Raw genomic sequence first — 26,563 nt, 5'->3', positions numbered from 1 at the left:
CAGTTCAGTAGAGCACCACCGAGCGAATAGATTCGCCAGCATGCATCAGGTCAAAGCCCTTGTTGATGTCCTCCAGCGGCATCGTGTGGGTGATCATAGGATCGATCTCGATCTTTCCGTCCATGTACCAGTCGACGATTTTCGGCACATCCGTGCGCCCACGCGCGCCGCCAAAGGCCGTGCCTTTCCAAACCCGGCCGGTCACAAGCTGGAACGGACGGGTCGCGATTTCGGCACCTGCCGGCGCAACACCGATGATGATCGACTCGCCCCATCCCTTGTGCGCGCATTCAAGCGCGGTCCGCATGACGCCGACATTTCCCGTCGCATCGAACGTATAGTCCCCGCCGCCGCCGGTCAGATTGACAAGATAGGGCACCAGATCTCCTTCAACCTCGGAGGGATTGACGAAATCGGTCATACCAAAGCGTTCCGCCATTTCCTTTTTCGCCGGATTGAGGTCCACGCCCACGATCTGGTCTGCACCAGCAAGGCGCAGACCCTGGATCACATTGAGGCCGATACCGCCCAGGCCAAAGACGATCGCCTTGGACCCTATTTCCACCTTGGCCGTGTTGATCACGGCCCCGATCCCGGTCGTGACACCGCATCCGATGTAACAAACCTTGTCGAATGGTGCGTCCGGATTGATTTTCGCAAGCGCGATTTCCGGCACAACCGTGTAATTCGCGAAAGTCGACGTCCCCATATAGTGCAGGATCGGATCGCCATCGAGCGTGGTGAAGCGCGAGGAACCGTCCGGCATCAATCCTTGGCCCTGCGTGGACCGGATGGCCTGGCACAGATTGGTTTTCGGATTGAGGCAGTATTCGCAGCTTCGGCACTCGGGCGTGTAGAGCGGAATGACATGATCGCCGGGCTTCAAGGTTGTGACACCCTTGCCCACCTCAACGACTACGCCCGCGCCCTCATGGCCAAGAATTGCGGGAAACAGCCCTTCCGGGTCAGCACCTGAAAGCGTAAATTCATCTGTGTGACAGATGCCTGTGGCTTTTATTTCAACCAGAACTTCAAAGGCGCGCGGCCCTTCCAGATTGACGGTCGTCACCTCCAAGGGCTTTCCAGCGCCCACGGCCACCGCTGCACGTACTTCCATGTTTTAGGCCTCCCGTCGATGTGTTTTAAAACACTTGGAAAATCAAATCGGTCTGAGAGTGATATAGACGACGAGCCGCTCTGAAAACCCATTCAATTGCGGCAAACGAGGCCGCAGAACCGTCTCCACCGTAGCCAGCATCACCAAGGCCGCGGCACCGCGCTGCAAATGCGTCACAAGCCATGTCGCATTTAAACCACCAGCTGACTGAAAACCGGTAGGCATTTAGCGGCGCAATCGTGATGATGCCCGCAACTGGAGAAGGCCGGGGTCTTGATTTAGAGCCGCCCGCCCTTCACCCATGAACAGCATGAATTGACCCTAAGCGCCCAAGGCGTGACCGGTTAGCCTCTGGACGGTTGGAAGAGCTGCTCGATGAAGCGATATTCCTTTTTGGAACTGGCGAAAAACGCCTTTTCCGCGCACAAGAATTGGGGCCGGCAATGGCGGGCACCCGAGCCGAAACATGAATATGACATCGTCATAGTCGGTGCGGGCGGGCATGGCCTTGGAACAGCCTATTATCTTGCCAAGGAACACGGCCTGAAAAACATCGCCGTGATCGAAAAAGGCTGGCTGGGCGGCGGCAACACTGGCCGCAATACCACAATCGTTCGCTCCAACTATCTTTGGGAGGAAAGCGCGACGCTTTACAACCACTCGGTCAATCTATGGCAGGGCCTTAGCCAGGAACTGAACTACAACGTCATGTACTCGGCGCGCGGCGTGATGATGCTGGCGCACACGGTTCACGACATTCAGGTGTTCAAACGCCATGTACATGCGAACCGGCTTGCAGGTGTTCAGAACGAATGGCTGACCCCGGAGCAGGCAAAAGAATACTGCCCGCCGCTCAACATCGAGAAGAACATTCGCTATCCGGTGGTTGGCGCCGCGTTGCAGAAGGTCGGCGGCACAGCACGCCATGATGCCGTGGCCTGGGGCTATGCACGCGCTGCAGATGACCTTGGCGTCGACATCATCCAGAACTGCGCGGTCACCGGCATCCGCCGCAAGCCGGATGGCTCGGTGGAAGGTGTCGAGACCCAAAAAGGCTTTATCAAGGCCAAGAAGGTCGGAATCGTTGCCGCCGGACATACATCCGTACTGATGGAAATGGCGGGTGTGCGCATGCCGCTGGAGTCCAATCCTTTGCAGGCATTGGTGTCGGAACCGGTCAAACCGGCTTTCCCTTGCGTGGTGATGTCCAACACCATTCACGCGTACATTTCCCAGTCGGACAAAGGTGAGCTGGTGATCGGTGCAGGAACCGACCAGTTCGTGTCCTACTCGCAAACCGGCGGCATCCATATTTCAAACCACACGATCGATGCGATTTGCGAACTGTTCCCAATGTTCCGCCGCATGCGCATGTTGCGCAATTGGGGCGGAATTGTTGACGTCACCCCGGACCGGTCGCCGATCATCGCCAAGACGCCGGTGCCCGGCCTCTATGTGAACTGCGGCTGGGGCACGGGCGGCTTCAAGGCGACGCCGGGCTCGGCCCATGTCTTTGCGCACACGATCGCCAAGGACGAGCCGCACAAGATCAACGCGCCCTTCACGATCGAACGGTTCAAAACCGGCCGCCTGATCGATGAAGCGGCAGCGGCCGCCGTCGCGCACTAGGAGGGCGGATGACATATCACCCCGTCAACCTGGCCGAAAAGCTGTCGAAATTCTCGGATCACTGGTCGCCGAAAATCGTTGCCGGTTTTAACGGCCACGACATCATGGTCGTCAAAGTCCAGGGCGAATTCAATTGGCATGCGCACGCCGACACTGACGACTTCTTCATGGTGTTGTCCGGCGAGCTGACCATCCAGATGCCTGATGGCAATGTCACGCTCGGCCCCGGCGAGATCTATGTGGTCCCGAAGGGCGTCGAACATTGCCCGAAGGCCGAAGTCGAAACCCATCTCATCATCATTGAGCCGTCAGGAACGCCGAACACCGGCGACCCGGAAACGGCCGTCGTCAAACACCAGATTTGAGGTCGCACTGTGCTGCTGATTCATTGCCCGTATTGCGGCGTCGAACGCCCTGAAATCGAGTTTAGCTGTCGCGGCGAAGCCCATATCGCGCGCCCGGCCGACCCCTCTGCAACCACTGACGAGGAATGGGCCGAATACCTTTATCTGCGCACCAACACCAAGGGTGTCTACGCAGAGCGCTGGCGCCACATTCATGGCTGCGGACGGTTCTTCAATGCCGTGCGCGAGACTGTAAGCGACAAATTCCTGAAAGTGTACAAGGCCGGCGAACCCAAGCCTGACCTTGACCAGATTGCGAAGGAGGCCGGCAAATGAGCCAGCCATTCCGCACGGAAAAAGGCGGCCGGATCGATCGCGGCGCGCAGTTGTCATTCAACTTTGACGGTGAGACCCTTCAGGGCCACAAGGGCGACACACTTGCCTCTGCGCTTTTGGCGAACGGCATTCACCTCGTCGGACGCTCGTTCAAGTATCACCGGCCGCGCGGCATCCTGACCGCCGGATCCGAAGAGCCGAACGCACTTGTCGGGATCTACCGCCAGGGCGACCAGACACCGAACATGCGCGCGACACAGGTCGAGCTGTATGAGGGACTGGAAGCCATCAGTCAGAACCGCTTTCCCTCACTCGGCTTTGACATCGGTGCCGTCAATGACTTGATGTCGCCTCTGTTCCCGGCCGGATTTTACTACAAGACGTTCATGTGGCCGAAAGCCTTCTGGGACCGGGTCTACGAACCGATCATCCGCGCGGCGGCCGGTCTCGGCAAACCGCCGAAGAATCCCGACCACGACAAATACGCCAACCTTTACGCCCATTGCGATGTGCTTGTGGTCGGATCCGGGCCAGCCGGCCTCGCCGCCGCCCTTGCCGCCGCCGAGACCGGCGCACGGGTCATCTTGTGCGATGAACAGGCGGAGTTCGGCGGTTCCCTTTTAAGCGAAGACGGCGCAACCATCGACGGCAAGGCCGCTTCCGAGTGGGTAGCAGAAACAATTGCGGCTCTGGAAGCCAAGGACCACGTTACGCTTTTGCCGCGCACAACGGCCTTCGGCTATTTCGCGCAAAACTATGTGGCACTTGCAGAACGTGTGACAGAACACCTGTCCGATCCCGATCCGAAATTGCCGCGCGAACGGTTGTGGCAACTGCGGGCCAAGGAAGTGGTGATTGCCGCCGGCGCGATCGAACGCCCGATGGTGTTTCCCGAAAATGACCGTCCGGGCATTCTCGTCGCAGATGCGGGCCGGACCTATCTGAACCGCTATGGAGTAAAAGTCGGCCACAAGGTGCTGGTTGCGACCGCCTGCGACACCGCATGGCAAGCCGCCTTTGACCTTGCTGATCACGGCACCGAAGTCGTGGCGATTGCCGACTTGCGGCACAATCCGCCGGAGAACCTGATCGCGATCGCGGAGGCCCGGGGCATTAGGGTGGAGCGCGGCTGTGTCATCACCGGCACAAACGGGCGCAAGCGCGTATCGGGAGCGTTGCTCGGCCGGGTCTCGCCGAATGGCGCTGTCAGCTCGGCAGGCGAAGTGACCTGTGACGCAATCTTGATGTCCGGCGGGTGGACACCCACCGTTAGCTTGTATTCCCAGTCACGCGGCAAGGTGGTCTGGAAAGAGGATATGGGCGCATTCGTGCCAGGCCTTCATGTTCAAAACGAACGCTCCGCCGGAGCATGCCATGGCGTTTACGGCCTGACCGAGACGCTGGCCGATGGCTATGCCGCCGGAGAGGACGCAGCCAAGGCAGCCATTGGCAAGACGGCAAAACTCACCTACGCCACTGCTTCAGGAGCGGATGCGGGAACAGGCGGAACGCTTGGCGATCTGCCGCACGACCGCAATGCTTCCAGAGTGAAAGCCTTTGTCGACTATCAGAACGATGTAACGGCAAAAGACGTCAAACTGGCTGTGCGCGAGGGCATGCATTCGATCGAACATATCAAGCGGTATACGACCACCGGAATGGCCACCGATCAGGGCCGGTTGTCGAATATGAATGCGCTGCAAATCGCATCGACTGCGCTCGCCAAACCGTTGACCGATGTGGGGCTGACCACATTCCGCCAGCCGTTCACACCGACGACCTTCGGCACCTTCGCCTCGACATCGCGCGGCGATTTCTTCGACCCGGTTCGCAAAACACCGTCGCATGACTGGGCCGTTGCACAGGGAGCCGCATTTGAGGATGTTGGGCAGTGGAAGCGCGCCTGGTACTTCCCCAAGGATGGCGAGGACATGCATGCAGCGGTTGCCCGCGAGTGCGCGGTTGCCCGCGAAAGCGTTGGCCTGTTTGACGCCTCAACCCTCGGCAAGATCGAAGTGGTTGGCCCGGACGCGGCCGAATTTCTGGAACGGATGTACACCAATCCATGGAAAAAGCTGGCGCCGGGCCGCTGCCGTTACGGACTGATGCTCAACGATGCAGGCTTTGTGATCGATGACGGTGTTGTCGGACGCATGGCAGAGGACCGCTTCCATGTAACAACCACCACCGGCGGTGCCGCCCATGTGTTTGCCACCATGGAGGACTACCTGCAGACCGAATGGCCAGATCTGGATGTCTGGATCACGTCGACAACGGAAGAGTTCGCCGTTGCCGCGGTTCAAGGGCCGAAGGCTCGTGAGGTGATTGCTCCTTTTGTGGAGGGCATTGACCTGTCCGCCGATGCCTTCCCGCATATGAGCGTCGCCACCGGCACTTTCTGCGGCGTGCCGTGCCGCCTGTTCAGGATCTCGTTCACCGGCGAGCTCGGTTTTGAGATCAACGTGCCCCGCCGCCATGGCAAAATGGTTTGGGAAACGCTGGCCAAGGAAATCGAAAAACACAACGGCGTTCCCTATGGCACGGAAACAATGCACGTGCTGCGCGCCGAAAAGGGCTTCATCATTGTTGGGCAGGAGACCGACGGGACGGTGACCCCGGACGACCTCAACATGAATTGGGCGATCGGCAAGAAAAAGGCCGACTTTGTCGGCAAGCGCGGCCTTGCCCGGCCGGACCTCGTTGCCGAAGGCCGCAAGCAGCTTGTCGGCCTTCTGACCGAAGACCCAAAAGTGGTTCTGGAAGAAGGCGCTCAAATCACCAAGGACGCGAACCCGGCAACCGGGACGCCGGCCGAAGGTCACGTAACCTCGTCCTATCACAGCCCTGCAGCAGGCCGCTCGATCGCGCTTGCCATCGTTAAGAACGGACGGGCCTTGATGGGTGAGACCTTGAACGTCCCGATGCCGGACGGCGCCATCCCGGTCGAAGTCGTCGAACCGATTTTCTATGACAAGGAAGGAGCACGGCTCAATGTCTGATCTTCTGGCTTCCGAGATCTATGCTCCCGACGCGGCGGAAACTCCGCTCCTGGCCATTGCAGGCGTGTCTGTCCTGAAGGCCGCCCCCGTCACCCGCCTGTCGTTCCGCGGCCGGGAGAAAGCCCGGGTTGCAGCGGGAAAGGCGTTCGGCGCAGACCTCCCGGTAATCGCAATGACGGCGACTGTTTCGGGAAACCGCGTTGCCCAGTGGATGGGACCGGACGAATGGACCCTTCTGGCGCCTGAAACCGACCTTTCATCTGTATGGGAGCGACTTGAGGGCGCTTTGTCGGCCGAACCCCACGCGCTCGTTGACATTTCGGACCGCCAGCTTGCGATCCTTGTCAGCGGCGAAAAAGCAGCGTGGCTGCTGAATTCCGGTGTCCCGATCGACCTGCACGAAAGCGCCCTGCCCGTCGGAACGGTCACACGTACGCTCTATCACAAGGTTCCGGTCGTTCTGTGGCGCATCGGTCCCGACACGTTCGTGGTTGAGGCCTGGGTGTCTTTCATGGACTACGTGTCTGGTCTTTTGGTTCAGGCCGCGGAAGAGCTGAAAGCAGCCTGATTGAGTAGCAGTCCGGCGGGTCATCACACCCGCCGGGCGGCTTGGACAGACTTCGGCGGGTTACACATTCTAAAGGGTGAGGCCCGTTTTCTCGCAGCATGGCCTTGCCGCCTGCCCGGTTTCGGGCACAAATACGCCCATGCTCAAAATCGGCTCCTACAACATCCAGAAAAGCATCGGCGTTGATGGCCGCAGGCGTCCGGAACGCACGCTTCAGGTGCTGACGGAAATGGATTGCGATATCATCGCGTTGCAGGAGGCCGACAAGCGGTTCGGGCCGCGCGAGACCACCTTGCGTCCGGAGCTGATTGCGGAAAAAACCGACTACAAACCGGTACCGATTGCGACTCGCGAGGCCAGTATCGGCTGGCACGGCAATGCGATCCTGGTGCGCAACACGGTCTCCATCATCGATTTCAAACGCCTGGAGCTGCCAACGCTGGAGCCGCGCGGCGCTGTGATGGCGGATCTGAAGATAAACGGATCATTGGTCCGGGTTGCCGCCATGCATCTGAGCGTGATCGCCACCTACAGGAAGCGCCAGATTTCCTCGCTGATGCATCAGCTTCACAGCCATACATACGATTTGCCGACTGTCCTGGTGGGTGATTTGAACGAATGGTGGGACACCGCCACCAGCCTGAAGTTATTCAGATCGCATTATGAAGTAACCAGTCCGGGCAAGAGCTTTCCTTCCCCGATGCCGCTTGCAAGCCTGGACCGTATCGTGACCAGCCCGGAATTTTCGGTTCTTGAAGCCGGGGTTCACCGGTCAAAAACCGCCAGAGTTGCCTCGGACCACTTACCGGTCTGGGCGCGGCTCAAGCTCAACGCGGGTCCGGATGATGCGGACGCGGCAGGCAAAACTGACGCTGCGCAAACGGCATCTTAAGACAGTTGCCGGACTCTCTCCCTGAAGGCCGACAGGGGGACAACATGGTGTCAGAGCAAACCAGCCGGACATTGAGGCTTGCAGAATTGCTTGGCGCGCTCAGTCACGCCCTCGACATCACCGAGGGCCAGCCGCGCGGACATTGCGTGCGCTGCTGCTGGATCGGCATTCACATTGGCCGGCAGATCGGGCTTCCCGACAATGATCTCAGCGATCTCTACTACACTCTGCTGCTCAAGGATCTGGGCTGCTCGAGCAATGCCGCCCGCATCTGCGAACTCTATCTGACGGATGATCTGACTTTCAAACACGACTTCAAAACCATGAGCGACAGCCTGCCCGCCGCGCTGCGCTTTGTCCTGTCGCATACCGGCCTCAAACACGGTTTCGCTGAACGCGTGCGGGCGATCGTCAATATCCTGCGAAATGGCGGCGACATCGCCAACGAGATGATCGAGACCCGGTGCCAGCGCGGGGCCGATATTGCAAAACAGATGCAGTTTTCAGAGAGCGTTGTCAGCGGCATCTACGGTCTCGACGAACACTGGAACGGCCAAGGCCGGCCCAATGGTGCGAAGGAAAACGAAATCCCGCGGTTTTCCCAAATCGCGCTTCTGGCCCAGATTGTCGACGTATTCCAGATGAATGTCGGACCCGAGGCCGCCCTTGTTGAGGTTCGGGGCCGGTCAGGCACTTGGTTTGACCCCGCCCTGGTTGGCGCTTTTGAAGCCGTGGCTCAAAACCGGGACTTTTGGGCAAGTCTGTCCAGCGAGGATCTGGAAGCAAAGGTCTACGGGTTGGAACCGGCGCAGGACGTCAGATACGTCGATGACAGCCAGCTCGACCAGATAGCGCATGGTTTCGCGCAGGTGATTGACAGCAAGAGCCCTTTTACCGCTGGCCACAGCGAACGGGTGACCCTGTTTACCGATATGATTGCCGAACAGCTCGGGTACAGCGCACGCGACCGGCAACTGCTGAAACGGGCAGCGCTTCTCCATGATATCGGCAAGCTAGGCGTCAGCAATTCGGTTCTCGACAAGCCGGCAAAGCTGGATGATGACGAGTGGGTGCAGATCCGGATGCATCCTGTTTATTCCGACGAGATCCTCAGCCGGATCGACGCGTTCAAAGACTTGTCGCCCATTGCACGCGGACATCACGAGAGGATCGACGGGCGCGGATACCCGGACGGGCTGGCCGGCACCCGGATTTCCATGGAAACCCGGATCGTGACGACAGCTGACATTTTTGACGCGCTCACTGCCGAGCGCCCCTATCGCGCCGCCATGCCCCTGCCCAAGGCGCTCGGCATCATGGAAGGCGACATCGGAACGGCTATCGATCCGATCTGTTTCAAGGCACTTCAGTCCGCGACAGAGCAGATTGAAGCAGACGCCGCGGCCTGATACCGGCTGTTTCAAAACTACAAACGTAAAAAAAATCCGGGTCGGTTTTTACCCGACGGCGTGCCGCATTTGACTATCCTCACTGCGTTTCCTGCGTTACGATGTGAAAATCATGTGATTTGGGAGGAAAATTACAATTATGCAGGATTTTGCACAAAGCTTTGTGCTGGCGGGCCAGCTGGTCGTCAGTGGCGACCCTGCTCTTGCCGAGATTGTTGCGCTATCGATACAAGTGACGCTGACCGCGCTCGTCATCTCTGCGCTGATCGGCCTGCCGCTTGGCGCCCTGCTCGCTGTTGCCCGGTTTCCGGGATCGGCCACGCTGTCCGTGCTGGCAAATGCCCTGATGGGTCTACCGCCGGTGGTTGTCGGTCTGCTCGTCTATATGATGCTGTCCAACGCCGGACCGCTTGGCGTGCTGGGACTTCTCTACACCCCCACCGCGATGATCATCGCGCAAGCGGTCTTGATCACTCCCATCATTATCGCGCTGACCCGTCAGGTGATCGCCGATCTCAATCGCAGCTATGCGGAAACCTTCAAGTCCATGGTCGTACCCGCACATACTGCGATCGCAGCACTGATCTGGGACGCCCGGTTCTCGCTGCTGACCGTGCTGCTTGCCGGTTTTGGCCGCGCCATCGCGGAAGTTGGCGCCGTGATGATCGTTGGGGGCAACATCAATCATGTTACCCGCGTGATGACCACCGCCATCGCGCTCGAAACATCGAAGGGCGAATTGGCCCTCGCACTCGCGCTCGGCTTCGTGCTGTTGCTGATGGCGCTATCGGTCAATGCGGCGGTCGCCCTTTTGCGTCAAACCGACCGGAGTGCGGTCCATGTCTGAGGTGCTGTCATTCCCAAAACGTGAGACATTGCCGCTGGCCATCGGACCGTCCCCGATGCCTTTGGAGCTGAGGCACCTGGCCTTTCAGGCTGACAGCATCGCCATTTTGATGGGCATTGACCTGAAACTCGACACCGATGCCCTAACGGTACTCATGGGCCCGAATGGGGCCGGAAAGAGCGTTTTTCTGCGCCTGCTGCACGGTTTGATCAAACCGACTTTTGGCGAAGTGCTGTGGAACGGCGAGCCGGCCTGCGCAGCGACCCGCAAGCAACAGGCGCTCGTGTTCCAAAAACCGGTTCTCCTGCGGCGCTCGGTGAAGGCCAACTTGAGTTTCGCCCTTGGGCTGCGTCCGTTTCAAAATCGCAAGCAACGGCTCCAAAGCGCGCTTGACAGCGCCGGACTGGCTGATCTGGCGGACCGGCCCGCCCATGTGCTTTCGGGCGGCGAACAACAGCGGCTCGCTCTTGCGCGCGCGCTGATCCTGGAGCCGAAAGTGCTGTTCCTGGATGAACCGACCGCCAATCTCGATCCAGCCTCAACGCTTTTGATCGAGCAGACAATCCAGCGCGTGCGCCAGCAGGGCGTCAAGGTCATCCTTGTCACCCACGACACCCACCAAGCCAGACGGCTTGCAGAAGACGTTCTGTTCATGCACCGGGGCCGCCTGATCGAGCATTCGTCTGCTCAAACGTTCTTCGACCGCCCGGCCATGCGCGAGGCGCGCGCATACCTGGACGGCGAAATACTGGTATAAAACTCGATAAGGGAGACCGACATGACAGTGTTCAAATCCGTTGCAGCCGGCGCGCTGGCATTGGCGTTGCTGGCGGGCCAAGCAGCCGCGACCGAGGATTTCATCGTTGTTCAGTCGACCACTTCAACACAGAATTCCGGGCTTCTGGATGAAATCCTGCCTGAATTCGAGGCCGCATCCGGCATTGATGTTCGGGTTGTTGCTGTCGGAACGGGGCAGGCACTGAAAAACGCTGCCAATGGCGACGGAGACGTGCTGCTTGTACACGCCAAACCTGCGGAGGAGAAATTCGTCGCCGACGGGTTCGGCGTTCAAAGGTTCGACGTGATGTACAATGATTTCGTCATCGTTGGCCCGCAAGACGATCCAGCGGGCATACGCGGCCTGGGAGATGCGCCCGCTGCACTGGCCAAGATCTCCCAAAGCGCGGCGCCGTTCGCCTCTCGCGGTGATGACAGCGGCACCCACAAGAAAGAACAGGCCCTTTGGAACCTCGCGAGGGTTGATCCGGCAGCATCTTCGGGCAACTGGTACCGCGAAACAGGCTCGGGCATGGGTGCAATTCTGAACACGGCTTCAGCGATGAACGCCTACACAATGACGGATCGGGCAACATGGCTGGCCTTCAACAACAAGGGCAACCTTGAAATCCTCACTGAAGGCGATGACCGGCTGTTCAACCAGTATGGCGTGATCCTGGTGAACCCGGACAAGCATGCAAACGTAAAAGCGGACCTTGGCCAAACATTCATCGATTGGCTGACCGGCGCGGATGGGCAAAAGGCGATTGCTGGCTTTAAAGTCAACGGCGAGCAGCTTTTCTTCCCCAATGCCGTTTCGCAAACCAACTGAAATGCCGGTGTGCCAGCCGCTTGGACGGGCTGTTTCCGCAAGTACGAGGCAGGTCTAAAGCGCGGCAAACCGCACCAGAACGAAGACAACGCCGGACAGGACCGCCGTAGCCGGAACGGTCACCACCCAGGCGCCGATGATCGTGAACACATAGGACCGGCGCACCAGTCTGCGCCGGCGGTGCTCCTCCCTGTTGCGCAGATACCGGGGACGGCCGCGCCCGTCATCCGCTCCGGAGGCCGACAAGACATACCGGCTGCGGTACCACTCGCGGTAAAAGCCGACCCCGAACACCGCACCCACCGTGATGTGAGTTGAGCTGACCGGCATTCCTAAGCTCGACGCGAGCAGGACGGTGATCGCGGCGGACAGGGCGATGCAGAAAGCGCGGATCGGATTGAGTTTGGTGATCTTGGAGCCAACGACCTTGATCAAACGCCGGCCGAACAGCAAAAGCCCCGCCGAAATACCGAATGCACCGACGCCACTAACCCACAAGGGCACGCTGGAGGTCAGAACATCGAGGGCCCAGGGATCAAGCTGATCCACGTGCGCGGATTGAACCCGGACGATCGCCGCAAGCGGGCCGACAGCATTGGCAATGTCATTGGCCCCGTGCGCAAAGGACAACAGCGCGGCAGAGCACATCAGTGGAACCGTGAAGAGCTTGCGCAACGACTGCGTCTTGTTGTCCATGCCTTGACTTGCACGTTCAAGATGCGGCCGGTATGCGAGCCAAACCACCAGGGCGATCACCAGCGCAAGCGGCAGTATCATGGTGTCGCGGACGGAAAACAGCGTATCGCCTGCCTTGACCATAACATACGCGGCGAAAGCTCCTGCCAACAAGCCGATCAGGATGGGCAGCCAGAAACGGGCCGCTTCAATCCTGTCGCTTTTGTAGGTGATAAACCGATTGATGAAAGACAGAAAACCGGCAGCCACCAGCCCGCCGAGAACAGGTGAAAGCACCCAGCTGAGCGTGATCGCCCCGACCGTTTCCCAGTTGACAGACGCCAGTCCCGCGGCCGCGATACCGGCACCGACGACACCGCCCACGATGGAGTGCGTGGTCGAAACTGGCGCTCCGATCCAGGTGGCAATGTTGATCCAGGCGGCAGCCGACACCAGCGCGGCCATCATCGCCACCATGAACATGTTGGCATCCACCACCGCATGTTGCGGCAGAATCTCGGCCGAAACGGTCTCAAGCACCCGGCTTCCGGCCAGCAGTGCTCCAGCACTTTCAAACACAGCCGCCAGGATCAATGCGGTTGTCAGCGGCAGCGCCTTTGCGCCAACGGCCGGCCCGACATTGTTGGCAACATCGTTTGCGCCGATGTTCAGCGCCATATAGCCACCGATCGCGGCCGCTGCTCCAATGACAAGCGTGTCGCTGAGCGAGACGGCAACGACGTCGTAGGCAGCGACAAAGGCACACAAGGCGATGAAAACGATTGCCAGACCCGGCAGGAGCATGCGCCGGCCAAGGCTTTCGGCGGCCTCGCCTACAAAGGTGATCTTGTCCAGATCCTTGTCGAGGGCAGGCCCTTTGTAGCCCGCCTTCTCAGATGACGGCATCGCTCTTTTCCCTGACCCAGCGTCTGGCTGCAGTCTGACTGGTGTTTGTGACCGTCGTGACGCAGACAGGCATCCCCCTGCGATTTCAAGGAGTGCTCAACGGTCTGCGTGGCAACTTAGACGGCGGTTTCCGCTTTAAAGCGGCGAAGGAGCTTTTGCAGCCCTTTCTCATTTGCCTGCTCGATGGCTTGCGAAACCGGGACCCAAGCCAGTTTGCGCTGACCCTTTTCCGGAAAACTGTCGAGCAGCTTCGTGGCCCGGATCTTGAACACGAGAACTTTGGTTCGCAGGGTCAACCCGTTCGATAGCCCCTTGAAGGACCTGAATTGCCCGAAGACACGCCGCTCGGGTTTGCCAACGACACCCGCTTCCTCATAGGCCTCGATCACAGCCGTTTCGAAAGCCGGCTTGTCCGGCTCCGGCCAGCCTTTTGGAATGATCCAGCGGCCGGTGTCCCGCGTCGTCACAAGCAGCACTTCAGGCTCGGCCGCTCCCTTGGGAACCCGATAGCACAATGCAGCAATTTGTAGGCGCGCAGGCCGGCGGAATAAATCAACTAGTCCACGCAGCCAAGGGGCGCGAGGCGCCCAATCAAAGTCCAAAACTGCCATGGATAAGGCCTTGTCGGAAAGGTCGGCTGTGATATTGCCCGCTTTATACAGCCCAGTTCCGGGCAATGTCCACAAAAAGATGCACAGTGTGCACCATCCTTACGTCGCGGAAAGTCGTTTTATTGATAATTCTTCGTGAGGCGAACGTGATCGGCGGTCCATGCACCGGGCCACACCTCGGCCTCTCCCGCCTTGAGCTTGCGAAGCGTATCAATCGGGACGGAAGCCACCGAAAAGTGCTCATATGCGTGTGTGCCGCCGGTCGGAGGAAGATCAATTCCGATACCGGCATGGCCAAGTTCTTCCTCACAGGGCAGATAAAGCGCGGCCCCGGAGACGTTGGTCTCGTTTTGGGTTGTTCCCTTGGCCGGCCCTACCGTGCCACACACGGCAACCGCGCACATCAGTTCCACCGCCCGGGCCTTGGCGCAGCCGTAGACCCGATGATATCCGGCGAGGCGCTCGGTCATGGACGGAACGAGCAACAGCTCAATATCAGCCTTTGCCAAGAGACTCGACAGCGCCGGCATCTCAACATCGAGGCAGATCAGTATAGCGGTTTTTATACCGTCAAGATCAAAGACCTGAAGCTCGGTGCCCGGCACGAGGGTCCAGCTGTCCGGATCGGCTTCGCCCGGTGTCAGGCACAATTTGTCCTGGCTGATTTCCCGGCCGTCGCTGGTCAGCAGGAGCGCCGTGTTAGTAAAACCGGCCTGCCGCTTTACCGGCATTGACCCGAGAAGCAGCGAAACGCCGGTCTGTTCGGGAAGATGACGGACAGCAGTCTTCAAGGAATGTCCGACATGGCAAAGAAACGCCATCTCTTCGGTTGGTTTCAGGCCCTCTGTCTTCAGGCTGAGCGCCGCTTCGACGGCATATTCCGGCATCACCAGCAAACGGCCGCCCGCTGACGCGGTGTCTTCCATGCGCCGTTCGATATGGTCCGCAAACGCCTGCACGGACGCAGGCGCAAAGCCCATATTCATGGACCAGAGGCCGATTTTATAGTTTTGCATAAGACGAGGCCTGCACTTGGATCAGCGCGGCAAATGCCGCGTCAGTGCATGCTTCTTGCAGTCAATGACGTTAAAAATGCAAGCCGAAATGCCGGATCATACAAACAGAACCGCCACGAAAGAGATCAGCAGAAAGATGAATGCAGCACCCAGGCGCTGTGCATGCGCACTTTCTGGCATCACTGCCAGCTTCGGCTGACGCCTGATCTTCACCAGGTGGGCAAGCGCCCGGTCGGTGTGGTGATCAATGTTTTTGAAATGGGCTTTCAACTCGTCCTGAGCACGCATGGGTCTCTCCGCCGATTCCTTCAGCTGGATCAGCGTAGAACCGCAAGGCTTGCGGAATGGTTAATGCCGTTAGGCCCTACAGACGGGTCTTCTGCGGATCGGCGGCATCAACGATGCGCAGCTGCACCTTCGGCACGCCCTGCCATGTGTCGATTGACAGCGACCCGGCGATATGGAGTGGCCGGCCACGACCCTCCAAGAGCATTTTTCCATGCGGTTTGTCTTCAGCCTTGAAGCAGATCGCCTTGATCTTTGTGCCGTCGGAACTTGCAAGGCTCGCGCGCACATGCCCGTTGCCGACTACGTCTGCAAAGGCAACCCGGTGTGAGGGAAACACAAACAAGGGCTCGGGGTGCCCGGCTCCGTAAGGCCCGGCTTTTTCCAGCAGCTCCATGAAGTCGAGCGACGCCCCCGTTGCGGTCAGCGCACCGTCGATTTTCAAGTCCCTGAACGAGGCTGCCTGCTCGACATCCGCCATTAAACGCTCGTTGAAGAACGCTTGCAGCTCGTCAAGTTTTTCCTTGCGAACCGTCAAACCGGCCGCCATGGCGTGGCCGCCTCCCTTTTCCAGCAACCCGTTTTCGACCGCCTCTCGCACGGCCTTGCCCAAATCAACGCCGTTGATCGACCGGCCCGAACCGGTTCCCTTGCCTGTTTCGTCAAAGGCAATGGCAAACGCCGGACGCCGGTTGGCTTCCTTCAAGCGGGAGGCGATCAAACCGACAATACCCGGATGCCAGTCCGACGACCCGGTCATCAGCACGGCAGGATCGCCGCGTTCCATGGCCTGGAACGCCTGCGCTCCGGCCTCTTCCAGCATGACGGCTTCCATGGCCTGGCGCTCTGCATTCAACTGATCGAGCTTTTCAGCAATCTGCCGGGCTTCTGCGCCATCATCACAGGTCAAAAGCCGTGCACCCAACGCCGCATCGCCTATACGTCCGCCGGCATTGATCCTTGGCCCCAGCAGGAAACCGAGATGATAGGGCGCGGGTTTTCCAGCAACGCGCGCAACGTCGGAAAGGTTCGACAGTCCCGGGTTGCGCCGCTGATGCATCACGGCAAGGCCGCGCGTCACATAAGCCCGGTTCAGCCCAAGCAAAGGCACCACGTCGCAGACCGTTCCCAAGGCGACAAGATCGAGCAGGGACATCAAATCCGGTTGGGCGTACCCGTTAAAAAATCCGCGATTGCGCAGTTCCCGGTTCAGCCCGACCAGAAACAGAAATGTCACGCCAACTGCCGCCAAATGCCCCTGCCCGGACAGGTCGTCCTGCCGGTTCGGATTGACGAGGGCCACAACCTTTGGAAGGGTTTCGCCAACCTGGTGATGGTCGATGACGACAACATCGAGTCCGAGACCGGCTGCTGTTTCAAACGCGTCGAATGACGTGCTGCCGCAATCGACCGTGATCAAAAGGCGGGCCCCATCTGCATGCAGCGCCTCAATCGCTGGGCCGTTCGGTCCATATCCTTCAATAATGCGGTCGGGAATGTGGATGACCGGATCAAGCCCGACCCAACGCAGGTACCGCGCCAGAACGGAGGAGGACGTTGCGCCGTCGACGTCATAATCGCCGAATATCGCAACCTTCGTGCCCGCCTCCACAGCATCAGCCACCCTTTGAACCGCAGCATCCATGCCGGCCAGGCGCGATGGATCAGGCATCAACGTCTTGAGCGAGGGCTCGAGAAAGTCTTCCGCCGCTTCTGGAAGCACGTTCCGCGCGGCCATGACCCGTGCCAGCACGTCCGGCAGGTCATGCCTCTGGGCAATCGCCATGGCATGACGCCCCTGCGCCTCGTCCAGCCGCTCGCGCCAGGCGTAATCATTCGCCGAGCGCTCGACGCCGAGAACAAGCCGCCCGGCTGGGGAGATCCCGGCCGGGCCGCTCATGAGGTTTTCCGTTCGTTCGGGCCCAGGCCCATCACATGCCCTTGCGTCTCTCAGTCCAAGTGGAACTTTTCGATCTGGTTGTGCTGCGCCTTGATGTAGCGGACAGTCCCTGTGGACGAGCGCATCACCACGGTATGCGTGGTGATGTTGTTCCGTCCGAAGCGCACACCTTGCAGGAAGTTGCCATCAGTCACACCCGTTGCCGCAAACAAGACATCCGGTCCGGCCATTTCTTCGAGCGTGTATTTCTTTTTCACGTCCTCAATGCCCATGCGGTGCGCCCGCTCGACCTGCTCATGTCGGGTGATGACCAGACGGGTCTGCATTTGGCCGCCAATGCAGCGCAGAGCGGCAGCGGCCAGCACACCTTCTGGCGCGCCGCCAATCCCTGCATAAAGATCGATCCCGGTTTCGTCGGGATCCGTGGTGTGGATGATACCGGCAACATCCCCATCACCAATCAGACGGATGGCAGCTCCGGTCGCGCGGATATCCTCGATCAGACGGGCATGACGCGGACGGTCGAGAACACAGGCTGTCACCTCGCCGATCGGCACATCCTTTTCCCGGGCAACAGCGGCAAGGTTTTCCGCAATCGGGGCATCCAGATCAATCAGCCCGTCCGGATAACCCGGCCCAATGGCAATCTTGTCCATGTAGCTGTCGGGCGCGTTCAGGAGATCACCTTCCGGGGCCAAGGCAATGACCGCTAGGGAGTTTGGCAGGTTCTTGGCGCAAATCGTGGTGCCCTCAAGCGGATCGAGTGCGATGTCGACCTTGGGCCCCTGTTTGGTGCCGACATTCTCGCCGATGTAAAGCATGGGCGCCTCGTCGCGCTCGCCCTCGCCGATCACCACCGTCCCGTCGATCGGCAACCGGTTCAGCTCGCGGCGCATGGCGTCAACAGCCGCCTGGTCTGCAGCCATCTCGTCACCGCGGCCGCGCAATCTAGCGGCCGACACGGCAGCCCGCTCTGAAACGCGTGCAAGCTCCAATGTCAGGATGCGGTCGAGCCCACTGGTCGCGGCACCATCACTATTCGCCATCAAATTCTCCAAACTTCTCCCAACTGCGGCGCAATTATACCGCAGTCCCTCTACTTCAACTTTTCAATACGGATCATCTGAGGAGGATGAGACACGACCCCCTTCTCCGTAATGACCTCAAGGGCCTTTTTAACGGCGACCTCGGTGGTTTCATACGTGATCAAGATGACAGGCTGAGGTGCACTGTCCCCACCGGATCCCGGCGCGTTTACCGCGCGCGTTGCACGCCGCTGGACGATGGACTCCAGCGAAATGCCTTCATCAGCCATGCATTTCGCGATTTCGGCAAACGCACCCGGACGGTCGTGAACCGACAGGCGCATGTAGTAGCCGCCTTCATGCAAGCGCATCCGGGCGCGGGTGTAGTCTTCAAGATGGGCCGCAGGCATGCCCAGAACGGCCGTCTTGTCGGCGCGGGCAATGTCCACAATATCGGCAACGACCGAGGATGCCGTAGCATCGCCGCCGGCTCCCGGCCCAACAAGCACGATCTCGCCGACGAAGTCGCCGTCAACGGCAACGGCATTCAACACACCATCGATTCGGGCAATCGCGGAGGCCTTGGGGACCATGGTCGGGTGAACACGCTGCTCGATGCCCGTGTCCGTTCTCTGGGCAACGCCGAGCAACTTGATGCGGTATCCAAGTTCGTCCGCCGCCTGAATGTCAGCCGTTGTGATCGACGTAATGCCTTCGATATAGATGCTCTCATCCGAAATTTTGGTGCCGAAGGCCAGACTCGTCAGAATCGCGAGCTTGTGTGCCGTGTCATCGCCCTCGATATCGAACGACGGGTCGGCTTCGGCATATCCGAGCCGCTGGGCGTCAGCCAGACACTCCTCGAAGCTCAGCCCTTCTGCTTCCATCCGGGTGAGGATGTAGTTGCAGGTGCCGTTCAAGATCCCGTAAACGCGGGTAATTTCGTTGCTGGCGAGCGACTCGCGCAAAGTCTTGACGATCGGAATACCGCCGGCAACCGCAGCTTCATAGTTCAGCGACACACCATTTGCTTCAGCCAACTCGGCAAGAGAGACACCGTGTTTGGCCAGAAGCGCCTTGTTGGCTGTTACCACGTGCAGGCCGCGCGAAAGGGCCGCCCGCACACTGGATTCAGCGGGCCCGTTATCGCCCCCGATCAACTCGACAAATACGTCGATATCGGCTTTTTCGGCCATTTCTACTGGATCTTCATACCAGGCGTAACCGGACAGATCGACGCCCCGGTCCCGGGCGCGATTGCGGGCACTCACAGCTTTAATCTCGGCCGTTTGGCCGCTTTTCAGCGCGATCTTTTCGCCATGTTTTGTGAGCAGCCGGACCACGGATGCCCCGACGGTACCGAGGCCTGCGACCCCCACTCTCAACACGTCACTCATATGTTTGAAGATCCAATTTCAGACAGGAACCAATCGTTAGCCAGAAGCCTCGATCGGGATCACGTTGTGCAATGTTTCGTCCGCGCTTTCAAGGAAGCGCCGGATATTCCGCGCCGCTTGGCGCAAGCGTTGTTCATTTTCGACCAAGCCAATGCGTACGAAATCGTCGCCATGTTCACCGAAGCCAATCCCTGGCGCGACGGCAACGGAGGCTTTCTCCAACAACAGCTTGGAAAATTCGAGACTGCCAAGCGCTCGGAATTTTTCAGGGATCGGTGCCCAGCAAAACATGCTCGCCTCCGGTGCAGGCACCGGAAAACCGGCCCTTCCGAACGAATCAACGACCACGTCCCGACGCTTCTTGTAGATCGCCCGCGTTTCCTCGATGCAGGTTTCCGGACCGTTCAAGGCCGCCGTAGCCGCAACCTGAATTGGCGTGAAGGCACCATAGTCAAGGTAGGACTTTACACGCGCCAACGCGGAGATCAGCCGCTCGTTGCCAACAGCAAAGCCCATGCGCCAGCCGGGCATGGAGAAGGTTTTCGACAGCGACGTAAACTCGGCGGCAATGTCCATCGCACCGGGAACCTGCAGAACGGATGGCGGCGGTGTCGCACCGAAGTAGATTTCGGAATAGGCCAGATCCGAGAGGATGAAGATGTCATGCTTGCGGGCAAACGCGACCACGTCGCGGTAGAACGCGATATCCGCGCAATAGGCGGTCGGATTGGCAGGGTAACACAAGATAATCGCGATCGGCTTTGGCACCGAATGGATGACTGCGCGCTCAAGGGCGTGGAAGAAATCGGGGCCGGGCTCGGCCGGGATGGAGCGAATCGATGCGCCGGCCATTAAAAACCCGAAGGCGTGGATCGGGTAACTCGGATTGGGGCTCAAGATCACATCGCCCGGGGCGGTAATCGCCTGGGCCATGTTCGCAAATCCTTCCTTGGAGCCGAGCGTGGCAACGACTTGGGTGTCAGGATCGAGCTTCACACCGAACCGCCGCCCGTAATAGGCTGCCTGCGCTTTACGCAGACCATTGATGCCCTTGGAGGCCGAATACCGGTGCGTGCGCGGGTCCTGAACGACCTCGGTCAGCTTTTCTACAATGTGCTTTGGCGTTGGAAGGTCCGGGTTGCCCATGCCCAGATCGATGATATCCGCGCCCGCCGCTCGCGCCTTTGCCTTCAGCCGATTGACTTGTTCGAAGACATAAGGCGGAAGCCGCCGGGTCTTATGGAATTCCTCCATGGCGCGGGTCCTTGCGATCGTTAGACACTTGGTTTCTTCAAGGCGCACGAAACCGGGGCCCCGGGCGCTTTGGCGGCCCTTTTAACAGCCTCTGCAAGGTTTCGCACCCGTCTTTCAGCGCCTAGCCACCTAAATTTGTGCGGCGCATTTCAAAACAGCCTAGTCGGCATTGGCAGCCTGACTGCGCGACTTGAGATATTCCAGCGTCGTGTCGCGCTGTTGCGGGTCTAGCAAACCGGCCGGCTGATTGGGCGCCGCCGCTTGTGGGGGTGCTCCATCGAACCCCGCAGCCGGCAACGGCTGTTGTGACTGGTCCGCGCGGCTTTGTCCCGTTGGTGATTGCATGACCTCAACCAGAGACGTTCCGGGCTCAATCGAACATCCGGTCACAAAAAGTAGCAGCGCCAGAAGCAGGCCCGCTGGACGTATTTTCATTTTTTTGTCTCCAGACCTTGGCTTAAAGCGGCGCAGGCGCCCCCTAGTTTCAAGGGCGAACAACCATGCTTTGAAAGGTAGGCGCTTTTTCTCATTCGACGCAACGGCAGAAGTTGTGTCATAAAACACTGATAATGCCGGGAGTTAAGCCCGCTCGCCGCGGGCGCAATAATGACGCTGCTCAACAATCCGCATGAGCGGAGAAAAGGCAGCGGTGTAAGGTGGAGGGAACCTGCAGAGATGGCCAACGAGCGCCAGCATCCCATGCTGCAATATATCATCAATAATCCTGAGGCTTTTGCAAACAATCTTGCCAAGACCCTTGAGCAAGCCGGTAAGGCAATGGCAGTCTATATCGAGCCTCGCGAAAAAGGCGAGATCAAGGACAGCGGCGCCGATGAGTTGACCGGCGTCATCAAGACCCTCGCACAAGTTGGCGAATATTGGGTTTCGGACCCGCAGCGGGCCGTGGAAGCGCAATCCCGCCTATGGTCCGGATACATCGATCTGTGGAATTCCTCCCTCAAACGCATGATGGGTGAACCCTGCAAGCCGGCTGTAGAGCCCGAAGCGCGCGACAAGCGCTTTGCGGACCCAGACTGGAACGAGAATCAGTTTTTCGATTTCATCAAGCAGCTTTACCTGATCACCAGCAAATGGGCGGAGGACATGGTCCATGAAGCCGAGGGGCTGGACGATCACACAAAACACAAGGCCGAGTTTTACGTTACGCAGATCGCCAATGCGGTGTCGCCGTCAAACTTCCTCTTGACCAACCCGGAATTGCTGCGCCTGACCATGGAAAGCAATGGCGAGAACCTGGTCAAAGGCATGCAGCATCTGGTCGAGGATCTGCGCACAGGCCATGGCGACCTCAAAATCCGTCAGACAGATCCCTCGAAATTCAAGCTTGGCGACAATCTTGGCACCACACCGGGCAAGGTGATCGCCCAAAACGATGTTTGCCAGGTTATCCAGTATTCGCCAACGACCGAAGACGTGTTGAAGCGCCCGCTCCTGATCGTTCCGCCGTGGATCAACAAATTCTACATACTCGATCTGACACCTGAAAAGTCCTTCATCAAATGGGCGGTCGACCAGGGCCACACCGTGTTCGTGATTTCCTGGGTCAACCCGGATGAAAGACAGGCGCAGAAAAGCTTCGAGCACTACATGCGCGAGGGCATTCTCAACACCCTGGATGTGATCAAGCGCGCCACCCGTCAGGAAGAAGTCAACGCAATCGGCTATTGCGTTGGTGGAACGCTGCTGGCTGTCACGCTTGCCTACATGGCAGCAAAGGGCGATCAGCGCATTCAATCCGCGACCTTCTTTACCACCCAGGTGGACTTCACATACGCAGGAGACCTGAAGGTCTTTGTAGATGAGGAGCAGATCCAGCTTCTGGAGAAGCGGATGGCCGAGCACGGGTATTTGGATGGCAGCAAGATGTCGTCAGCGTTCAACATGCTGCGCTCAAACGACCTGATCTGGTCCTACGTCGTGAACAATTACCTGAAGGGCAAGGAGCCGTTCCCCTTCGACCTGCTCTACTGGAATTCCGATTCAACACGTATGCCGGCCGCCAACCACTCATTTTATCTGCGTAATTGTTATCTCGACAACACCCTGTCCAAGGGCCGGATGGAAATCGGCGGCGAACGCCTGGACCTGTCCAAGGTCACGATCCCGATCTACAATCTTGCCACCCGCGAAGACCACATCGCGCCGCCCCGTTCGGTATTTATAGGCAGTGGCTTGTTCGGCGGCCCGGTGGAGTATGTCCTGTCCGGCTCAGGACACATTGCCGGCGTCGTCAATCCGCCCGCCAAAAACAAGTATCAGTATTGGACCGGCGGAAAGCCGGAAGGCGCACTAGAAGACTGGATCCGTGGCTCCGAAGAACATCCCGGCTCATGGTGGCCTCATTGGGACGCCTGGACCCGATCACTCGACGACACCAAGGTCAAGGCTCGAAAACCCGGCGCCTATCGCATCAAAATCCTGGAGGATGCGCCCGGTTCTTATGTGATGCAGCGCGTATAGCGCTGCGCGCCGGAAAGAAACCGGCAACCAGCTGGCTCCGGCCGGCTAAAGCCACGCGTCTCAGATCGAGTAGTCGGGGACGTTCACTGTGCGTTGAAGGCGCTGGCCGGCCAGGCATTTGGTGAACTGGTCGGCTCTCATAGGACGGCCCAAGTGGAACCCTTGGCCTTCATCACAGCCGAAACGGCGAAGAGCATGAACTTGCGCCTCCTCTTCGATACCTTCCGCAATTACGGAAAGGCCCAGCTCTTTGCCGAGCGTAATGATGGCCTGCATGATGCTGCACTCAGACGATATATCGCCGGTAAAAATACGATCGATCTTGAGCCGTGTGAGCGGCAGATGCTTGAGGGCTGCAAGCGATGAATACCCGGTTCCAAAATCATCGATCGCAAGCTTGACGCCGAAATCGCGCAGCTCGGACATGGTAGCAATTGCCACATCCCGGTTGCGGATCAACAGGCTTTCGGTGATCTCAAGCTCCAGATATTCGCCAGAAATTCCGGCGGCCTGAACAGCTGCCCTGACCTGACCAACGAGATCCCCGTCCCAAAACTGGCGCGCTGACACATTCACACCGACCAGCAACGGGCCGAGCCCTTCCGATTGCCACCGTTTGTTTTGACGGCATGCTTCTTCCAGAACCCATTGCCCCAATTCAACGACGAGGCCGGTCTCTTCTGCATGCGGAATGAATTCCGATGGGGGCAGCAACCCGAGCTCCGGATGCTGCCAGCGCACCAAAGCTTCCGCGCCGAAAATGTTTCCGGTCTGCAGGTCAAACTGCGGCTGATAGTCCAAAAAGAACGCGTTTTCGCGCAGTCCGGCCCGCATATCCTCTAGAAGAACAAGCCTGCTCTTTGCACCCTGCCCCATGAAACGGTCGAAGAAATGCACCCGGTCGCGCCCCGCAGCCTTTGCGGCGTACATTGCGGCATCCGCCCTGCGTAATAGGTCGCCAGCGGTCTGAGCATCCTGCGGATAGCGGACAGCCCCGAAGCTGCAGGTCACCGAGAACCGTTGCCCCTGGGCTTGGACCGGCGCCGCGACAACGGTGCGCACTCTATCAAGCAGATCATCCAGCACGGCCGGATGGCCCGAAACTTCCCCTAGAACAATGACGAATTCATCGCCGCCGAAACGGATCACCATGTCTTGTGAAGGCACTTCACTTCGGACCCGAGCAGCCACCTCTTTGAGAACCTCATCCCCGGTTGCATGTCCGAAACCGTCATTGATTTCCTTGAATCGGTCGAGATCCATGAACACCAGCGTAAGGTTTGCAACCCCATCGTCCTCGGTGTTCAAAAGCTTTTCGAGATGTTTTTTCAGAGAGTATCGGTTCGGCAGTCCGGTCAGGACATCATTGTGAGCCAAACTCCAAATCTGTTCCTCTGCCCGCAAACGCTCCACGGCAATCGCAGCTATCCGGGTTGCTTCGGAAATCAAACGGCGCTCATGCTCTTCGGGGCTTCTCACTGCGGCTGAGTAAAGCGCAAAGGTTCCCAGGACTTCGCCCGATTGATCGAAAAAAGGCGTCGACCAGGAGGAGCGATAGCCCGTTGGGCGAATAAGGTCCCGATAATCCGCCCAAAGCGGATTTGTGAGGACGTCTTCAACGATCACGGTTTCGCGCCGGGCGGCGGCTGTCCCGCAAGACCCGACCGCCTCACCTATTTCAACCCCGTTGACCGCCTCGACATAGTCCGGTGGCAAAGACGGGCCCGCCCCGGTCAAGAGCCGCCGGCCATCCTCGTCGAGCAGCAGGATCGAGCCGTGCACGCCATCAAGCTGTTCTTCAATCAGGAGCACAAGCTGACGCAACAGTCCTTCAAGCGGCGCACCTTTCGCCAGGTCTTCCAGGAGCCGCGCCTGGCCCACGCGCAAAAGCTCCGCTTTCTTGCGCGGGGTGATGTCACGGGCCACACCCACGATGCCGACCACATTGCCATCGGCTCCGGACAATGGAAACTTCGACGACAAGAACCATCGGTGCCCACCGTTCTTTGTGACGGCACATTCTTCAAAGTCCAGCTTGGGGTGCCCGGACTGCATTATCTGCTGCTCTTCCAGAAAGTAACTCTGCCCCATTGCCTGGGGGTGCAGATCCAGATCGGTCTTACCGAGGATTTCATTCGGATGGGAACATCCGAAACTTTCGACAACCTTTTGATTGGCAAACAAAAACCGCGAATTACGATCCTTGACGAACAGGTAGTCCACCAGATGGTCGGCGACCACATTCAGCCATTGGCGTTCGGACGCCCAGTCCAATGAAGTGCCAAACAGTTCGGACATGGCCGTGACGGAGTTCGACAGAGCAAAATCTGTCCCACGATCGAAAATGGTCTTTGAGTTATTCTCGGGCTGCTTGCCCATGCAATTTATTCCCGTCGACTATTTTTTAATATCCTAACGGAAGTTACTTAAAAAACTTCGACTTTTTACCGGTTTCAAATCTGAAAATGCACGGCAAGCCCACATTCACGATGTAGCGTTAAAAATATCCGTCGCAATTCAGTGTGATTTGCATGCCCGCCAGCTGATGCGCTATGAACATGCAAAAGAAGAGGCTTCTCGATATCATGCAAGCGCAGCGGATCAAGCCGGCCGTCGGAACCGACGCAAGCCCGGTCAAGCGCAGCCGTATCCAACCGTTTTTGGCCCGTGGTCCGTTGTGGCAACATCGGATCCACCCTGCGGCCGCCTACTTGCGCGTTCTTGCTTTGCCATTGCTTGCTGCAGCTGTCTGGTCACACACATTGTTTGGTGCAGGACCCGCGACCGGAATGAGCGCCGCCACTGTTCTGCTGTTGCTTATTGCACCGAGATTTTTTCCTGCCGCATCGGGTACACCCGGCTGGGCAGCGAAATCGCTCTACGGTGAACGGATGTGGCTGAACCGGATCAATTTGCCGATCCCTGAAGATGATGCACGCAGCGCGCTGATCCTGTTCCTGACAGCACTCACCGGCCTGTTGATCATGATTTGGGGCGCCCTGGCCGCCAACGCACTGGTGTGTTTGCCAGCGCTTTTGGTGGCCGTGATTGCAAGGTTCGCCTTTCAAAACCGCATGGCGATCCTCTACGAGCGCATGCGTGACGCCCATCCGCTTTACCGGTTCTGGTCCGTCAGTGCCGACAACGATAATCCGGCCCGCAAGCGCAAGTCCGCCTGATGTCCAACCAACAATTCAGCAGCTTCCGCCCCTGACCGGACAGGCCTGAGGCTCCGAAGACGGCGTCATACCGGGATCGTCCGC

23 protein-coding genes are annotated in these 26,563 nt (G+C 58.8%); 12 read left to right on the top strand and 11 right to left on the bottom strand.

What is annotated here, in order from left to right:
* Nucleotides 1-4: 4 nt before the first annotated feature.
* Nucleotides 5-1,117 carry an S-(hydroxymethyl)glutathione dehydrogenase/class III alcohol dehydrogenase gene (locus JM93_RS01170; RefSeq protein WP_145340244.1) on the bottom strand — a complete coding sequence of 371 codons (1,113 nt, stop codon included), beginning with the start codon at nucleotides 1,115-1,117 and terminating at the stop codon, nucleotides 5-7.
* A gap of 375 nt (nucleotides 1,118-1,492) precedes the next feature.
* Between JM93_RS01170 and JM93_RS01165 the strand changes: the two genes are divergently transcribed.
* The 10 genes from JM93_RS01165 to JM93_RS01120 all read left to right on the top strand — a co-directional run bounded on the left by JM93_RS01165 (nucleotide 1,493) and on the right by JM93_RS01120 (nucleotide 11,750).
* On the top strand, nucleotides 1,493-2,746 hold the full coding sequence (locus tag JM93_RS01165) for a sarcosine oxidase subunit beta family protein (RefSeq protein WP_145340243.1): 1,254 nt from the start codon (nucleotides 1,493-1,495) through the stop codon (nucleotides 2,744-2,746).
* Between the two features lie 8 nt (nucleotides 2,747-2,754).
* On the top strand, nucleotides 2,755-3,111 hold the full coding sequence (locus tag JM93_RS01160) for a cupin domain-containing protein (RefSeq protein ID WP_145340242.1): 357 nt from the start codon (nucleotides 2,755-2,757) through the stop codon (nucleotides 3,109-3,111).
* 9 nt (nucleotides 3,112-3,120) lie between these two features.
* Entirely contained in the window at nucleotides 3,121-3,426 is a 306-nt protein-coding gene (locus JM93_RS01155; protein WP_145340241.1) for a sarcosine oxidase subunit delta, read from the top strand.
* On the top strand, nucleotides 3,423-6,425 hold the full coding sequence (locus JM93_RS01150; RefSeq protein WP_145340240.1) for a sarcosine oxidase subunit alpha family protein: 3,003 nt from the start codon (nucleotides 3,423-3,425) through the stop codon (nucleotides 6,423-6,425). Before JM93_RS01155 ends, JM93_RS01150 begins: the two co-directional genes overlap by 4 nt.
* The gene (locus JM93_RS01145; protein WP_145340239.1) at nucleotides 6,418-6,993 is read left to right on the top strand and encodes a sarcosine oxidase subunit gamma; all 576 of its coding nucleotides are present in this window, start codon (nucleotides 6,418-6,420) and stop codon (nucleotides 6,991-6,993) included. The genes JM93_RS01150 and JM93_RS01145 overlap by 8 nt, the downstream gene beginning before the upstream one ends.
* A 139-nt stretch (nucleotides 6,994-7,132) precedes the next feature.
* Complete coding sequence (locus JM93_RS01140; protein WP_145340238.1) at nucleotides 7,133-7,885, top strand: endonuclease/exonuclease/phosphatase family protein; 753 nt, start codon at nucleotides 7,133-7,135, stop codon at nucleotides 7,883-7,885.
* A 44-nt stretch (nucleotides 7,886-7,929) separates the two neighbouring features.
* A complete protein-coding gene (locus tag JM93_RS01135; protein ID WP_145340237.1) occupies nucleotides 7,930-9,294 on the top strand; it encodes an HD-GYP domain-containing protein in 1,365 nt (454 codons plus the stop codon).
* A 139-nt stretch (nucleotides 9,295-9,433) separates the two neighbouring features.
* On the top strand, nucleotides 9,434-10,141 hold the full coding sequence (locus JM93_RS01130; RefSeq protein WP_145340236.1) for an ABC transporter permease: 708 nt from the start codon (nucleotides 9,434-9,436) through the stop codon (nucleotides 10,139-10,141).
* Nucleotides 10,134-10,898: an ATP-binding cassette domain-containing protein gene (locus JM93_RS01125; protein WP_145340235.1), complete on the top strand. Its 765-nt coding sequence runs from the start codon at nucleotides 10,134-10,136 to the stop codon at nucleotides 10,896-10,898. The genes JM93_RS01130 and JM93_RS01125 overlap by 8 nt, the downstream gene beginning before the upstream one ends.
* A 21-nt stretch (nucleotides 10,899-10,919) precedes the next feature.
* Nucleotides 10,920-11,750, top strand: a complete 831-nt coding sequence (locus tag JM93_RS01120; protein ID WP_145340234.1) for an ABC transporter substrate-binding protein — start codon at nucleotides 10,920-10,922, stop codon at nucleotides 11,748-11,750.
* A 54-nt stretch (nucleotides 11,751-11,804) separates the two neighbouring features.
* Here the strand turns inward: JM93_RS01120 and JM93_RS01115 are convergent, their stop codons facing one another.
* From JM93_RS01115 to JM93_RS01075, 9 genes are all read right to left on the bottom strand, one after another.
* On the bottom strand, nucleotides 11,805-13,331 hold the full coding sequence (locus JM93_RS01115) for an inorganic phosphate transporter (RefSeq protein ID WP_145340233.1): 1,527 nt from the start codon (nucleotides 13,329-13,331) through the stop codon (nucleotides 11,805-11,807).
* Nucleotides 13,332-13,447: 116 nt separating this feature from the next.
* On the bottom strand, nucleotides 13,448-13,942 hold the full coding sequence (locus tag JM93_RS01110; protein ID WP_145340232.1) for an NUDIX hydrolase: 495 nt from the start codon (nucleotides 13,940-13,942) through the stop codon (nucleotides 13,448-13,450).
* A 119-nt stretch (nucleotides 13,943-14,061) separates the two neighbouring features.
* Entirely contained in the window at nucleotides 14,062-14,958 is an 897-nt protein-coding gene (locus JM93_RS01105) for a nitrilase-related carbon-nitrogen hydrolase (protein WP_145340231.1), read from the bottom strand.
* Between the two features lie 96 nt (nucleotides 14,959-15,054).
* Nucleotides 15,055-15,246, bottom strand: a complete 192-nt coding sequence (locus JM93_RS01100; RefSeq protein ID WP_145340230.1) for a hypothetical protein — start codon at nucleotides 15,244-15,246, stop codon at nucleotides 15,055-15,057.
* A gap of 76 nt (nucleotides 15,247-15,322) precedes the next feature.
* Nucleotides 15,323-17,143 carry a single-stranded-DNA-specific exonuclease RecJ gene (gene recJ, locus JM93_RS01095; protein ID WP_145340229.1) on the bottom strand — a complete coding sequence of 607 codons (1,821 nt, stop codon included), beginning with the start codon at nucleotides 17,141-17,143 and terminating at the stop codon, nucleotides 15,323-15,325.
* A 50-nt stretch (nucleotides 17,144-17,193) separates the two neighbouring features.
* Nucleotides 17,194-18,189, bottom strand: coding sequence for a class II fructose-bisphosphatase (gene glpX, locus JM93_RS01090; RefSeq protein WP_145340228.1), 996 nt, complete (start codon nucleotides 18,187-18,189; stop codon nucleotides 17,194-17,196).
* Nucleotides 18,190-18,239: 50 nt separating this feature from the next.
* Nucleotides 18,240-19,565: a homoserine dehydrogenase gene (locus JM93_RS01085; protein ID WP_145340227.1), complete on the bottom strand. Its 1,326-nt coding sequence runs from the start codon at nucleotides 19,563-19,565 to the stop codon at nucleotides 18,240-18,242.
* A gap of 36 nt (nucleotides 19,566-19,601) precedes the next feature.
* On the bottom strand, nucleotides 19,602-20,819 hold the full coding sequence (locus JM93_RS01080) for an LL-diaminopimelate aminotransferase (protein ID WP_145340226.1): 1,218 nt from the start codon (nucleotides 20,817-20,819) through the stop codon (nucleotides 19,602-19,604).
* Nucleotides 20,820-20,978: 159 nt separating this feature from the next.
* Nucleotides 20,979-21,254: a hypothetical protein gene (locus tag JM93_RS01075; protein ID WP_145340224.1), complete on the bottom strand. Its 276-nt coding sequence runs from the start codon at nucleotides 21,252-21,254 to the stop codon at nucleotides 20,979-20,981.
* 240 nt (nucleotides 21,255-21,494) lie between these two features.
* Between JM93_RS01075 and JM93_RS01070 the strand changes: the two genes are divergently transcribed.
* Nucleotides 21,495-23,300, top strand: a complete 1,806-nt coding sequence (locus JM93_RS01070) for a PHA/PHB synthase family protein (protein ID WP_145340222.1) — start codon at nucleotides 21,495-21,497, stop codon at nucleotides 23,298-23,300.
* Nucleotides 23,301-23,360: 60 nt separating this feature from the next.
* On the opposite strand, the gene JM93_RS01065 is transcribed toward JM93_RS01070, so the two are convergent.
* Nucleotides 23,361-25,679: a sensor domain-containing protein gene (locus JM93_RS01065; RefSeq protein WP_145340220.1), complete on the bottom strand. Its 2,319-nt coding sequence runs from the start codon at nucleotides 25,677-25,679 to the stop codon at nucleotides 23,361-23,363.
* Nucleotides 25,680-25,858: 179 nt separating this feature from the next.
* Between JM93_RS01065 and JM93_RS01060 the strand changes: the two genes are divergently transcribed.
* Nucleotides 25,859-26,479, top strand: a complete 621-nt coding sequence (locus tag JM93_RS01060; RefSeq protein WP_145340218.1) for a DUF6653 family protein — start codon at nucleotides 25,859-25,861, stop codon at nucleotides 26,477-26,479.
* Nucleotides 26,480-26,563: the final 84 nt, after the last annotated feature.

Origin of the sequence: Roseibium hamelinense (assembly GCF_007830545.1) — a bacterium.
Classification (GTDB): Bacteria; Pseudomonadota; Alphaproteobacteria; order Rhizobiales; family Stappiaceae; genus Roseibium; species Roseibium hamelinense.
This window is presented reverse-complemented; position numbering and strand designations above follow the sequence as displayed.

Bases quoted from the DNA above. Each gene is read 5' to 3' on its own strand.
- JM93_RS01170 (WP_145340244.1), bottom strand. From the start codon at position 1,117: ATGGAAGTACGTGCAGCGGTGGCCGTGGGCGCTGGAAAGCCCTTGGAG.
- JM93_RS01165 (WP_145340243.1), top strand. From the start codon at position 1,493: ATGAAGCGATATTCCTTTTTGGAACTGGCGAAAAACGCCTTTTCCGCG.
- JM93_RS01160 (WP_145340242.1), top strand. From the start codon at position 2,755: ATGACATATCACCCCGTCAACCTGGCCGAAAAGCTGTCGAAATTCTCG.
- JM93_RS01150 (WP_145340240.1), top strand. From the start codon at position 3,423: ATGAGCCAGCCATTCCGCACGGAAAAAGGCGGCCGGATCGATCGCGGC.
- JM93_RS01145 (WP_145340239.1), top strand. From the start codon at position 6,418: ATGTCTGATCTTCTGGCTTCCGAGATCTATGCTCCCGACGCGGCGGAA.
- JM93_RS01140 (WP_145340238.1), top strand. From the start codon at position 7,133: ATGCTCAAAATCGGCTCCTACAACATCCAGAAAAGCATCGGCGTTGAT.
- JM93_RS01135 (WP_145340237.1), top strand. From the start codon at position 7,930: ATGGTGTCAGAGCAAACCAGCCGGACATTGAGGCTTGCAGAATTGCTT.
- JM93_RS01130 (WP_145340236.1), top strand. From the start codon at position 9,434: ATGCAGGATTTTGCACAAAGCTTTGTGCTGGCGGGCCAGCTGGTCGTC.
- JM93_RS01125 (WP_145340235.1), top strand. From the start codon at position 10,134: ATGTCTGAGGTGCTGTCATTCCCAAAACGTGAGACATTGCCGCTGGCC.
- JM93_RS01120 (WP_145340234.1), top strand. From the start codon at position 10,920: ATGACAGTGTTCAAATCCGTTGCAGCCGGCGCGCTGGCATTGGCGTTG.
- JM93_RS01115 (WP_145340233.1), bottom strand. From the start codon at position 13,331: ATGCCGTCATCTGAGAAGGCGGGCTACAAAGGGCCTGCCCTCGACAAG.
- JM93_RS01110 (WP_145340232.1), bottom strand. From the start codon at position 13,942: ATGGCAGTTTTGGACTTTGATTGGGCGCCTCGCGCCCCTTGGCTGCGT.
- JM93_RS01105 (WP_145340231.1), bottom strand. From the start codon at position 14,958: ATGCAAAACTATAAAATCGGCCTCTGGTCCATGAATATGGGCTTTGCG.
- JM93_RS01100 (WP_145340230.1), bottom strand. From the start codon at position 15,246: ATGCGTGCTCAGGACGAGTTGAAAGCCCATTTCAAAAACATTGATCAC.
- recJ (WP_145340229.1), bottom strand. From the start codon at position 17,143: ATGAGCGGCCCGGCCGGGATCTCCCCAGCCGGGCGGCTTGTTCTCGGC.
- glpX (WP_145340228.1), bottom strand. From the start codon at position 18,189: ATGGCGAATAGTGATGGTGCCGCGACCAGTGGGCTCGACCGCATCCTG.
- JM93_RS01085 (WP_145340227.1), bottom strand. From the start codon at position 19,565: ATGAGTGACGTGTTGAGAGTGGGGGTCGCAGGCCTCGGTACCGTCGGG.
- JM93_RS01080 (WP_145340226.1), bottom strand. From the start codon at position 20,819: ATGGAGGAATTCCATAAGACCCGGCGGCTTCCGCCTTATGTCTTCGAA.
- JM93_RS01075 (WP_145340224.1), bottom strand. From the start codon at position 21,254: ATGAAAATACGTCCAGCGGGCCTGCTTCTGGCGCTGCTACTTTTTGTG.
- JM93_RS01070 (WP_145340222.1), top strand. From the start codon at position 21,495: ATGGCCAACGAGCGCCAGCATCCCATGCTGCAATATATCATCAATAAT.
- JM93_RS01065 (WP_145340220.1), bottom strand. From the start codon at position 25,679: ATGGGCAAGCAGCCCGAGAATAACTCAAAGACCATTTTCGATCGTGGG.
- JM93_RS01060 (WP_145340218.1), top strand. From the start codon at position 25,859: ATGCAAAAGAAGAGGCTTCTCGATATCATGCAAGCGCAGCGGATCAAG.